At 40.2% G+C, this 12213-nt stretch carries 14 protein-coding genes; 6 read left to right on the plus strand and 8 right to left on the minus strand.

The window, feature by feature from the left end:
• The coding region (locus tag GWI58_RS17930) for a hypothetical protein (RefSeq protein ID WP_272927284.1) at window positions 1–100 on the plus strand (100 nt) is incomplete at its 5' end.
• Window positions 101–148: 48 nt separating this feature from the next.
• Here GWI58_RS17930 and GWI58_RS09610 read toward each other — a convergent pair.
• Window positions 149–523, minus strand: coding sequence for a DUF454 family protein (locus GWI58_RS09610; RefSeq protein ID WP_004248280.1), 375 nt, complete (start codon window positions 521–523; stop codon window positions 149–151).
• Between the two features lie 97 nt (window positions 524–620).
• Here GWI58_RS09610 and GWI58_RS09615 point away from each other — a divergent pair, with 97 nt between their 5' ends.
• Window positions 621–818 (plus strand): YpfN family protein, encoded by a 198-nt coding sequence (locus tag GWI58_RS09615; RefSeq protein ID WP_004243408.1) that lies wholly within the window; start codon window positions 621–623, stop codon window positions 816–818.
• Here GWI58_RS09615 and GWI58_RS09620 read toward each other — a convergent pair.
• The 6 genes from GWI58_RS09620 to dapA form a co-directional block, all read right to left on the minus strand.
• Window positions 760–2811 carry a GNAT family N-acetyltransferase gene (locus GWI58_RS09620; RefSeq protein ID WP_161769131.1) on the minus strand — a complete coding sequence of 684 codons (2052 nt, stop codon included), beginning with the start codon at window positions 2809–2811 and terminating at the stop codon, window positions 760–762. The two genes, GWI58_RS09615 and GWI58_RS09620, sit on opposite strands and share 59 nt — an antisense overlap.
• A 2-nt stretch (window positions 2812–2813) precedes the next feature.
• Entirely contained in the window at window positions 2814–3266 is a 453-nt protein-coding gene (locus GWI58_RS09625) for a DUF441 domain-containing protein (protein WP_004243411.1), read from the minus strand.
• Window positions 3267–3328: 62 nt separating this feature from the next.
• Window positions 3329–4213 carry a KPN_02809 family neutral zinc metallopeptidase gene (gene ypfJ / locus GWI58_RS09630; protein WP_004243412.1) on the minus strand — a complete coding sequence of 295 codons (885 nt, stop codon included), beginning with the start codon at window positions 4211–4213 and terminating at the stop codon, window positions 3329–3331.
• A 246-nt stretch (window positions 4214–4459) separates the two neighbouring features.
• Window positions 4460–5173, minus strand: coding sequence for a phosphoribosylaminoimidazolesuccinocarboxamide synthase (gene purC, locus GWI58_RS09635; protein ID WP_161769132.1), 714 nt, complete (start codon window positions 5171–5173; stop codon window positions 4460–4462).
• 223 nt (window positions 5174–5396) lie between these two features.
• A complete protein-coding gene (bamC, locus tag GWI58_RS09640) occupies window positions 5397–6443 on the minus strand; it encodes an outer membrane protein assembly factor BamC (RefSeq protein WP_004243414.1) in 1047 nt (348 codons plus the stop codon).
• Between the two features lie 16 nt (window positions 6444–6459).
• Window positions 6460–7359: a 4-hydroxy-tetrahydrodipicolinate synthase gene (gene dapA / locus GWI58_RS09645; protein WP_004243415.1), complete on the minus strand. Its 900-nt coding sequence runs from the start codon at window positions 7357–7359 to the stop codon at window positions 6460–6462.
• A 216-nt stretch (window positions 7360–7575) separates the two neighbouring features.
• Here dapA and GWI58_RS09650 point away from each other — a divergent pair, with 216 nt between their 5' ends.
• Complete coding sequence (locus tag GWI58_RS09650) at window positions 7576–8133, plus strand: glycine cleavage system transcriptional repressor (protein WP_004248283.1); 558 nt, start codon at window positions 7576–7578, stop codon at window positions 8131–8133.
• 19 nt (window positions 8134–8152) lie between these two features.
• On the plus strand, window positions 8153–8623 hold the full coding sequence (gene bcp, locus GWI58_RS09655; protein WP_004243417.1) for a thioredoxin-dependent thiol peroxidase: 471 nt from the start codon (window positions 8153–8155) through the stop codon (window positions 8621–8623).
• A gap of 101 nt (window positions 8624–8724) precedes the next feature.
• Here the strand turns inward: bcp and GWI58_RS09660 are convergent, their stop codons facing one another.
• A complete protein-coding gene (locus GWI58_RS09660) occupies window positions 8725–9813 on the minus strand; it encodes an AI-2E family transporter (RefSeq protein ID WP_004243419.1) in 1089 nt (362 codons plus the stop codon).
• Between the two features lie 154 nt (window positions 9814–9967).
• Here GWI58_RS09660 and GWI58_RS09665 point away from each other — a divergent pair, with 154 nt between their 5' ends.
• Together GWI58_RS09665 and arsC are read left to right on the plus strand one after the other, a co-directional pair.
• Window positions 9968–11440: a beta-barrel assembly-enhancing protease gene (locus GWI58_RS09665; RefSeq protein WP_049208065.1), complete on the plus strand. Its 1473-nt coding sequence runs from the start codon at window positions 9968–9970 to the stop codon at window positions 11438–11440.
• Between the two features lie 8 nt (window positions 11441–11448).
• Window positions 11449–11805 carry an arsenate reductase (glutaredoxin) gene (gene arsC / locus GWI58_RS09670; RefSeq protein ID WP_004243423.1) on the plus strand — a complete coding sequence of 119 codons (357 nt, stop codon included), beginning with the start codon at window positions 11449–11451 and terminating at the stop codon, window positions 11803–11805.
• Window positions 11806–12213 lie beyond the last annotated feature (408 nt).

Consider the following 12213-nt stretch of genomic DNA (forward strand, 5'->3'; position numbering starts at 1 on the left):
TTTAGCGGCAGGACATGCCGTGCTTGCCTGTGGAGGGAGGGTGCAGTCAGACCGCCCGTCGAATCAGGAACCCACCGAGGTGATTCAGACATCAGTCTGAACGCAGTAGGGACCCACGTCCTTTAGGGCGTGGAGGATGTCAATTATCTCAGGAGACATCTTGTTTATCTATTACAGGAAGTCTCCACATAAATATCAACAGACAGGCTAAAATTATCAGCAATAAAATTCTCACCCACCACATTGAGACCAACCATAGCGAGATAGCAAAAGTTACTAAAATGACTAAAATAGCTTTCGGCTTAGCCCCCTTAGGCATGGCGCGATAAGTTTGCCAATAACGCAAATAACCACCAAACCAAGAGCGATATAGCAACCAGTGATGAAAGCGTGTTGATGAGCGAGAAAAACACCATGCCGCTAATAACAAAAATGGTGTTGTGGGTAACACGGGTAAAACAACACCTAATGTGGCTAATCCAACACATAACCACCCTGCTATAATCAATAATATCCGTTTCATGTTATGCTTTCCAAATTATGCTTGATCGCTCTAGGGTAAAGAGTAAATAAAAAAGCTCCTCATTCTCAATAACAATTTTAAAACATAAGGCGGGTTTATGCACTGGATCACTGACTATTGGTGGGTTATTTTAATTCTTTTAGTTGGAATAATTATTAATGCCATAAAAGATATGAATAAAATAGATCCAAAACAGTTTCTAAAAAATAAACGGAAACTGCCTCCCCATCGCGACTTTAATGATAAATGGGATGATGAGGACGATTGGCCCAACAAAAATGACCAGAAGAAGTAGTCGTTAACCAATGTTGGTAAGCCTGTGCTAATTGCTCATCTTTTTCTGCCATCAGTTGTTGGCATTGCCGACGTAGTGTCGTGACAAGGGCTTTCTTACCCGATAACGAAAATTGTTTTACACAGGCCTCTACAGATTGCTTATCAATAAAAAATGCCACTAATAACGGGTAGCGTGTTCTATCACCTTGCAGAAAATAACCAACACTTTGATATACCGTTAATATAGAGCGATGGGCGAAAGCAAAACCTGCCATCATCAGCCAGTGATCTGCTTCACTGGCGCTAGGCAATGCAGTAGCAAGAGAGATACCTGTTTGCTGAGTGATATAATCACTTTGTAATGCGAGTGCTTGTTGTGCAACTTGTAATAATTGCTGCCCCTGAGCACTGATTGGGTAAATAGCCATAGCAGTATAACAGCCACTACTGGCTTCTTTATGAACGCCTAATCTCACCAGATAAAAACCACATTGTTGCCAAAAATTGGCTAATGCGTCGGTATAGCCAAAACTGACAGAAAGGTAATCAATATTCTGTTTCTGGCACTGCTTAGCAATATCCGCAACTAATTTTGCAGCGACTTTTTGACGTCGATATGCTGGCAATACCGCAATTCGGCTGATGCGTAATGAAGTTAAACACATTGCCTCAATGGATAAGCCGTAAGTGACTAACGATTGGGCAACAAGATTACCTCTTGGTCGACGTATACCTCGCCAAACATCTTGTGCTAAGGCTTTCGCTAGTCCCCCTTCTTCAATACACCACACCGCCCCAACAAGATGCCGATGAATAAATGCAGACCAATAGTGCTGTTTTTGTCCATCGAATAAACGTCGAAGATCTAAAGGCGTGGTTCGATAATGAGCACTAGTTAAAAGTTGATAAAAATTGGCTCGTTGTTCACTATCGAAATGCTGGCATGAGGTGATCACCACCTCGCCAGATTGGTTAGCATGATGAAAAGAAGGCTCATCAAGTAACAACAGTTGATTAAGCCAATTTTCGAGTGGATCGTCCTGCGCCCAGCGAATAGGTACGGTAAGTTGATAATTTTGTAACGTTGGAATGCTATCACCCAGTTTTAAAATAAAACCGCGCCCTGTTCCTTCATAGCCTTGTACCGTGGTGGTCATTAACACTCGAGGGAAGTGCTGACAAAGTGCTATCAGTTGAGCAATGGGTATAGTCGCCGCTTCATCAATAATTAACCAATCTCGACACAAATGCTCTGTATCACAAAGGGCTAACAAATTATCCGGTGAGTAGAACTCGATGGTTTTATATGTATGAGATAATAGCACTTCAATACTGTTTCTCGCAGGGGCACAAACCGTCACTGAGCCAGGCCATTGCTCTATCAACATTCCCGCTAAAGCTGATTTTCCTCTGCCTCGTGGTGCCGTGATACTCCATACGCCAGATTTTGCCTGTAAAAGATGCGCTAATAACTGTTGCTGTTGTATGGTTGGTATCCCTTGAGGCAACGCCCACTGTTGGCCTGTATTTTTTATTTCAGGTAGAACAAGGGGCTGCGATGCTTGCCAAATAATGGCCTGTTTATCTGCGAGTGTAATTTTTGCTAACCAAGCCATAAAATGGGGAGTAGATATAACCCCTTGCGCATCATTCCAGCGCTGACTATCGTTATCAATATAATGTTGCCACTGAACAATATCGGGTAAACATAAGATAAGCCAACTTCCTGCTTTCAACGTTCCCGTTAACATCGCTAGTGCATCAGCATTAAAAGCATGGTTAGCGTCAAATACAGCGTGAAGATATTCACGGCCTAATAGTTGATGAGCATGTTCTGGTTTTATCGCCTCAGACATCTCTGAAGAGAGTATTAGCCAATCGCCTTTACACTGCTGTTGGATAGCTCGAAGTTGTTCCCTTTGCCATGTATAGCTCCCCGCTAAAAGGAGTAATCGCCGCTGGCCTAGTCGAGCGAAGGCTTGTTGATAGCGCAATAAATCTAAAGATGGCACTACTATGACTTACCTATCAATAACGAAAGGATCCCCGCAGCAATCAGTGGACCTACTGGAACCCCCCTAAATAGGGCGACACCAATAACGGTTCCTACGAGTAAACCCGCTACCGTTGACGGTTGGTTATTCATAAGTGACACCCCTCGTGCCCCTAACCAAGAGACGATGATACCAATTGCAATCGCTAGTAATGATTTCCAATTTAAAAAAGAATTGAAAACTTCTTGCGCGGAAATGCGGCCTGTGGCAATCGGTGTCATAACACCTACGGTGAGGATCAAGATCCCAATGGTCATACCGTATTTTTCGACTAATGGAAAATATTGGTTTAACGGTGTGATTTTAATAACCAATAAAAAGATCATTGCTAAAGTGACAGTCATATTATGACTGATAATGCCAAGGCCTGCGAGTACCAGCAAAATTAGCAATGAGGGATCAACATTACTCATCTATTTTTATAATCCTTCTCTTTCTCTGAATCATTCTAATATCATTTAAGCGTGAGATGGTATTAGTTCAATGACGAAGAAGCAAATGTATCACAAGATTTAATATCGCCACTATTGTAGCCGCGCATAAACCATGTCTTACGTTGTTCTGCAGTGCCGTGAGTAAAGCTATCCGGTACAGCGTAACCCTGTTGTTGGCGTTGCAGCCTATCATCACCGATAGCTTGTGCGGTTTTAATGGCCGTCAGTAAGTCCGCTTCATCAACACGGCCTTCACCGGCAATAAAGCGCCCCCACATACCCGCAAAACAATCAGCTTGCAGTTCTAGTCTTACTGATAAGCGATTTGCTTCCACTTTTGAACGTGCCATTTGCTGTTTTTCACGCATTTGTGTGGTGATACCAAGTAGATGCTGAACATGATGTCCCACTTCATGAGAAATCACATAACCTTGAGCAAACTCTCCACCCCCACCAAGGCTGTTTTTCATTTCATTATAAAAAGAGAGATCGAGATAAATTTTTTGGTCTGCAGGACAATAAAAAGGCCCCATCATTTTAGTGCCAGTACCGCATTGCGTTGTGGTACTGTTGGTATATAGCACTAATTTAGGATCACGATATTGTTCGCCGGCTTTGGCAAACATCCCTTGCCAAAAATCTTCCGTACTGGCTAATACAACACTGCTAAAATCTGCCGCTTCATTATAAAGAGCGGATTGTTGTTGGCTATTTTGTGTTGGTTGTGATGTTTGCCCTGTAAGCGAATTAAAATCAAACCCCATAAAGCTTGCGATCACCAAAATAATAATGATCACAAAGCCATATTTTGTACGTAATAATAGTGCAATTAATCCTAATGGGAGATTACCACCACCGGATGCAGAAGAAGGCTGCCCTCTTCTATCTTCAACATTATTACTTCTTCGGCGATCATTCCAACGCATAACCCTTCCCCATTATGTAATTCACTTAATTTTAATTGCTAGGTCATTTTGATGACAACTTATCTTAGATAATAACAAAAATTATCTCATCGCTATTGCCTATTTTTTAAGAGCAAAATAATAGCACCCATTAGTCACTTTCAATTCATCTTAGTTAATTTTTCTTTATAGCATATTAAAAAGGTCAGTTTTTAAGCTGACCTTTTTCTTTTATGGATAATATTGCTGACGTAATCGATTGCGCAGTTAGTCTAAAGAAACACCAATTCGACGTGCAACTTCTTCATAGGCTTCAATTAATCCACCTAAACTTTGACGGAAGCGATCTTTATCCATTTTATCTAAGGTGTTTTTATCCCATAAACGGCTACCATCTGGTGAGAATTCATCCCCCAGCACAACTTTACCGTTAAAGAGGCCAAACTCTAATTTAAAGTCAACGAGGATCAGACCGGCTTTATCAAACAGTTCACTGAGGACATCGTTTGCTTTATAACTAAGACGTTTCATTTCTGTGAGGTTTTCTTTTGATACCCAACCAAAAGTTTCACAGTAAGATTCATTAACCATCGGATCATGACGGGCATCGTCTTTTAAGAAGAGATCAAAAATAGGTGGGTTTAAGACAGTACCTTCTTCAATACCTAAACGTTTAACCAGTGATCCAGCCGCTCGGTTACGAATAACACATTCAACAGGCACCATATCGAGTTTTTTTACTAGCACTTCATTATCAGAGAGCAAACGTTCCATCTGCGTTGGGATACCCGCTTCTTCCAATTTGTTCATAATGAAATAATTGAACTTATTGTTCACCATTCCTTTACGATCAAACTGTTCAATACGTTGGCCATCTAACGCTGATGTATCGTTTCTGAATTCAAGAATAAGATAATCAGAAGACTCAGTGGTATAAACCGTTTTCGCTTTACCACGATACAACTCAGCTTTTTTTTGCATCTGACACACTCCAAAGATGTGATAGGTTTAACAAGAAACTTGCTTTCCATACTCTACTCTAGATTGGATAAAAAAGCTTTTAAAACGTGGAGGGGATCACTAAAAAATATCACTGTCGACTATTTTTTAGCGGCTCTAATCAATAAGAGAAATAAGTGAATTGAGTGATAAAAAGGCCGCACATTTTCTGTACGGCCTGATATTTAATAGATAAAAAGAGCTTTTATTTTATTGGCTTACTAAAGGCCGCTTTCATTGCAGCAACCATCTGATCATTTTCAGACTGTGTAAGAGGTTTACCTTTATCACTGATAAATTGCAAACTACTGCGGTTATTTAAGTCACCAACTTGTAGTTTGTAATCCCCTTCATTAATTGTTGGTTTATCAACCCCTAACGTGCTCCAACTTGCACTACTTAAGCCTTTATAAGTCACTTCAATTGAACCTTTCGAACGAGTACGATCGCCCATTTTCATTCCCACGCTTTCTAGCGCGATAGGTAATCTATCCCATACAACATCAAATGGTGCTCGAACAATAATGACAGGCAGCCCAGCATTATCACTTCCCGTTTGTACGTCGATAATACCTTGCAAATTACTCGTTGCGCTATTTTCACTTAAGTTACGCATGCGGTTTAAACCGTCAACCACTTCATTTAATAGTAAGGTGTTATAACGCTTCACTTCCATTGGATCGGAAATCTCGTTTTCACCTTGGCGTAACCCAGTATTCGTAATCGTTAATATCACAACATTACCTGACTGGCTTATCGCTAAATTATGGCGACTTTGGAAAGGCACATTTTCATCAGCACGAGTCCAAGTGATCCAATCGGTAACAATCTGTTTTTGTCCTGCATCACTTTTAGCCAGTGCCACACCTTTATCCGCTAAAACAGCAGAAACTTGCTCGTATAAGGTGGTATTTTCGGGCGTGTTGGGTAATAACAGTCGGCTATTATCCGCATTATTCTCACTACGTGAGCCACTTAATAAGTTTAAAGCCTGTGTTGGTGGGCGAATATCTAATGCTAAACCCACAGGCTCACTCTTTTTAGGCGTAGGAATATCATATTCCCCATTTTGCAAAGGCAACACCATACCCGCTGGGACAACTAAATTTTTTAGCGCTGCTGACTCTAAATACGACTCGTCACCACTGACTTGACGTTTATAGCGCTGATCACTGGAACAGGCTGCCAATAAAACCACCAGCGACAGACCCGCGACTTTCATAATCTTTGATTTATGCAATAGTGTTGCCATTAAAATTCCCTAAGTTTTACAGTATTCCCGCTGTTAACAGCGCTTTCTCTACGATATCCTGACCCGCTGATGTTAATGGAGTCATCGGTAAGCGCAATGTGGCGTCTTCAATCAATCCAATACGTTGACACGCCCATTTAGCTGGGATTGGGTTAGGTTCAACAAATAACTGATGATGTAAGTCCATCAGGCGTCGATTAAGTTCACGTGCTTTTGCAAACTCACCCGCTTTTGCCAATCGACATAATTCTACCATTTCTAACGCAGCAACGTTAGCAGTAACCGAAATAACACCATGACCGCCAAGTTGCATAAAGTCTAATGAGGATGCGTCATCTCCACTTAATAAGATAAAACTATCATCATTAACTAACTGTTGGATTTGACTAACACGACTTAAGTTCCCTGTCGCCTCTTTAATTGCCACAATATTATCCAACTGAGCTAAACGTGCAACTGTTACTGGCAATAAATCACATCCTGTACGGCCGGGCACATTATACAAGATTTGGGGTAAAGCCGTGCTTTCAGAAATCGCTTTAAAATGTTGATAAAGCCCTTCTTGGGAAGGTTTATTATAGTATGGAGTAACCGTTAAGCACCCTGCAATACCTTTATTTTCAAACTGTTGTGTAAACCAAATAGCTTCAGAAGTTGCATTAGCCCCCGTGCCTGCAATCACAGGAATACGACCATCAGCCATATCCAGAGTCATTAATACGACATCAACATGCTCATCATGGCTTAATGTTGCCGATTCACCCGTTGTTCCCACAGAGACAATAGCATCTGTACCTGCTTTAACATGATAATCGACCAACTTGCGTAAACTAACTCGGTCAACATTGCCTTTCGCATCCATAGGGGTGACTAATGCCACCATACTGCCTGTAAAATCAAAATTGTTACTTACCATAATTCATTGCTCCGAGATAGACTTATACACAATGGTACTCATTCATTGCTCTATTGAAAACTACTTAACTCTAGGTTTCTAATGAAATTTGCTAATATTCTTTGATTTGAATTAAAGAGAGATAATAATGAAAGATAGTGCGCTTCTGATCTTGGCAGAAATCAAATTTTGTGTTTACCTGTTAGGAATAAACTGAAAGTCAAAAGGAAGCCTATTTTGCCTATACCTGATAAACATTTTCTCGTACTCACTGCATTAGGGACTGACCGTCCTGGTATCGTTGATACCATTACGCAATTAGTTAGCCAATGCGGGTGTAATATCGAAGACAGCCGGCTTGCGATGTTTGGTCAAGAATTTACGTTTATCATGCTACTTTCTGGTGGTTGGAATGCGATTGCCCAACTTGAAGCATTACTGCCGATAAAAAGTGCAGAACTTGATTTATTGACTGTGATGAAAAGAACCAAAATGGGTGCGCCAGTCTCTTACCCATCAACCATTACTGCAAAAGTAGATATAGAAGATGCCCCCGGCATTGTTGAACGTTTTACCAATTTATTTAGTCAACATCACTTTAATCTTGCAGAATTAGTTTCTAAAACTCATCCTTCTGAGGATGGTACTCCTGCTCGTTTAGAAATTCAGATCACGGCCCATAATCCGTTAGATGATCATGGTCTCGTTATTCATGAGAAATTCAATCAATTATGTACAGAGTTAAACGCTCAAGGCACAATAAGTATCGTAAATAGTCTGATGATGAAACAATAAAAGAATGGAGAATTAGGTAATGAACCCATTAAAAGCCGGTGATAAGGCACCTCAATTCAGTCTGCCTGATCAAGATGGAGAAATCATTAATCTGTCTGATTTTGCTGGCCAACGTGTGCTCGTTTATTTTTATCCAAAAGCGATGACACCAGGCTGTACAACGCAAGCTTGTGGCTTACGTGATGAGATGGATACACTAAAAAAAGCCAACGTCGAGGTATTGGGAATTAGTACTGATAAGTCAGAAAAACTTTCCCGTTTTGCCGAAAAAGAGATGTTAAACTTCACCTTACTTTCTGATGAAGATCATAAAGTTGCAGAGCAATTTGGCATTTGGGGTGAAAAACAATTTATGGGGAAAACTTACGATGGCATTCATCGTACGACGTTCCTAATTGATAAAAACGGTGTGATTGAACATGTGTTTGATAATTTTAAAACCAGCAATCACCACCAAGTGGTTATCGATTATTTAGCTGCACACCCATAGTTTATGATCACAGCTTAGTGCTGATAAATAAAACAGACAGCCATTAACTATCGCTGTCTGTTTTTTTATTATCAATAAGTTGATGATAAATCGCGTCTATATTACTTTTTCTTTTCTAATGTTTCTAAAGGTGGCTCATTGGCAATTTCATCAGGCAGCGCATGTAATACTGCTTTGATTAACGTCGCTAAAGGAATGGCGAAAAACACCCCCCAAAAGCCCCACATACCACCAAATATAATCACGGATAAGATAATGACTAAGGGGTGCATATTGACAGCTTCAGAGAATAATATCGGTACTAATAAGTTGCTATCTAAACCTTGAACCACTAAGTAAGCGATAAATAGCGCCCAAAAATCAGAGCCTAATCCCCATTGAGAAAGTGCAATTACAATGACTGGAATCGTCGCGAGTACCGCCCCCACATAAGGCACTAAAACCGAAACGCCAACTAAAACCGCTAATAAGACTGAATAACGCAAATCAAAAAAAGCAAAGACAAAATAGGTAAATACACCAACAATCACCATTTCGGTGACCTTACCACGAATATAGTTGGTGATTTGCTGATTAACCTCAATCCACACTTGTGCTGCAAGAATTCTATTTTTGGGTAATACCCGACGGACAGCATTGAGCATTTGTTGCTTATCTTTTAATAAAAAGAACGTCATTAATGGCACAAGGATCAGATAAATAGAGAGCGTGATAACGCCGATTAAAGAGGCTAAAGAGACTTTTAACACTGACTCTGCCACCGTTGAAAATTTACTGCGCAAGTTTTCCGCCATCATATCCACGATGCCAACATCCATTAATGCGGGGAATCGCTCAGGTAATTCACGAGCAAATGCATTGAATTTATTGATCATATTAGGGATATCTGAAATTAGCGTCATGGCTTGTTGCCATACCGTTGGCGCTAAAATCAAAATAACAATGGCACTAATACCTATAAATAGTGTCAGAACGATTGATACGGCCCAAATTCGTGCACATCCTAACTTCTCAAGTAAGTGTGTTGGCCATTCCAGCAAATAAGCTAATACAATGGCGACTAATAATGGTGCAAGTATGCCACTGAAAAAGTAGATAATTGAAAAACCGGCAATTAAGATCACCACCAGCGCGATAACTTGGGGATCAGCAAATCGACGTTTATACCATTGAACAAGCAAGTCCAGCATGAAAATAGAGGTCCTTTATAATAACAAGTCAAATATATCTATATGTATTGATTTACATAATCAATAATCTTTTGACGGATTTTACGTTAGCTTTTGCTATGATACATCATTAATTATAAATTTTTCGTTAAGATAGCTATCAGGATGTTGTTGTATGAAACTCAGACTTAAAAAACCACTGGTCGCGCTTCTTGTTTCTACTTTGCTATCAACATCAGTGTTGCCTGCTCACGCTGCGATTGATATTGAAGATACCCTGCCCGATATGGGAACGACAGCAGGCTCAACATTGAGTATCAATCAAGAAATCGCTATGGGTGATTACTATACTCGCCAATTAAGAAATAGTGCACCATTAGTTTTTGACCCTCTACTTTCTAATTACATCAATAATTTAGGTCAAAGATTAGTCTCTAATGCCAGTTCGGTAAAAACCCCCTTTCACTTTTATTTAGTGAATAACCCCAATATTAATGCCTTTGCTTATTTTGGTGGCAATATCGTATTGCACTCAGCACTATTTAGATACAGTCGCAATGAAAGTGAATTAGCTTCTGTTATCGCCCACGAAATTTCTCACGTTACCCAGCGTCATCTTGCAAGAATGTTAGAAGATCAGTCTAAAACCACGCCACTGGCTATGGCTGGAATATTAGGCTCTATTTTAATATTTATGGCTAACCCCAATGCCGGTTTAGCCACCTTTACGGGAAGTATGGCGGGGATGCAACAAAACATGATCACCTTCACGCAAATGAACGAACAAGAAGCTGATCGGATAGGAATACAAACTCTTTATCGTGCAGGGTTTGATCCACAAGGTATGCCTAATTTTATGCAGATCTTAGCAGACCAAGTGCGCTATAGTTCTAAGCCGCCTGAAATGCTATTAACGCACCCCTTACCTGACAGCCGTTTATCTGATGCACGTAGCCGAGCAGCGCAATATGCTCCGCGCAAAGTGCCACAATCGGCTAATTTTCTCTATGCTAAAATGCGGGTATTGACCATGCTAGAGAAAAACCCCGCATCAAGTAACGCCTTGCAAACCACGCTGGATCAGTTTAGGCAAGGAACGGAATTAGAAAAATCAGCCGCCAATTATGCACAAGCCTTACTCTATTCTCGTGATCGTAAATTTAATGATGCGAGAAAAATACTCACCCCCATGCTGGCAAAAGAGCCAAATAATATCTGGCTTATTGATGCCATTACCGATATTGACGTAGAGCAAAACCGTGCTGCAGAAGCGATAACACGTTTACAACAAGCGCTTAAGCAATCACCTAATAACAAAGTACTGACGGTTAATTTAGCTAATGCTTATATGCAAAATAAGCAATATAACGAAGCTAATCGATTATTATATCGCTATACCTTTGACAACCCTGACGATCCTATTGGTTGGCAGTTGGTGGCGGAAAATGCGGCAAAACAAGGTAATCGAGCCCAAGAGCTTGCAGCTTACGCTGAAGATTTGGCATTACGAGGAGATTTTGAAACTGCCATTCGTTATCTTGGTGATGCGAGTCGTCAAGTAAAATTAGGCAGTAATGAGCAAGCTCGTTTTGATGCACGTATTGATCAATTGCGTAAACTTCAACATAAAGACAGTCAATTTAAATAAGGGATAATATGACCAACAAAGTAACGATTTATCATAATCCGCGCTGTTCTAAAAGCCGTGAAACCTTACATTTATTAGAAGAGATGCATATCACCCCTGACGTTATTCATTATTTAGATACGCCGCCTTCTGTCGATGAGTTAAAAGCATTACTCAAAGCGCTAGATTTTGACGATGCAAGAAAATTAATGCGCACCAAAGAAGAAATTTATAAAACCCTAAAGCTTGCTGATGAGAGCTCACAAGAAGCATTAATTCAGGCCATGCATAATCACCCTAAATTAATTGAACGTCCTATTGTGGTCGTTGGCAATAAAGCGCGTTTAGGTCGTCCACCTGAGCAAGTTACCGCCCTTTTTAAGTAGTCTAAATTGGCAATTGCCGACATTGACGGTATGGCGCATCACTGAACGTAATCTGAATGATTTCAGAGCATTGAGACGAGAAACCTTACGGCTGTTTTCAAAGATCGGTGATGCGCCCTAATAACTCATTATCTGCAGTGCGCTCAAAATGACAGAAAACCAACACCTTATACCTATTAACTTACTTCACTCCTCTTCATATCAATAACACAATTCTCTACTGCTTTATTACCACATCACAACGATGTTACCGCCATCTGTATATTCTAAAGGCCACCAATGTTAATTTTATGTTACGAGCACTAAGGAAACACGATAGTTATTTCCATTAGTAGAATAAGGTAGTTTATTGCTTGCTTTCAAAATATTTCATCTTAATTTCATTTTTTTTATAGTGAATATTTTACC

This window comes from Proteus sp. G2674 (assembly GCF_009915195.1).
GTDB classification, from domain to species: domain Bacteria; phylum Pseudomonadota; class Gammaproteobacteria; order Enterobacterales; family Enterobacteriaceae; genus Proteus; species Proteus mirabilis.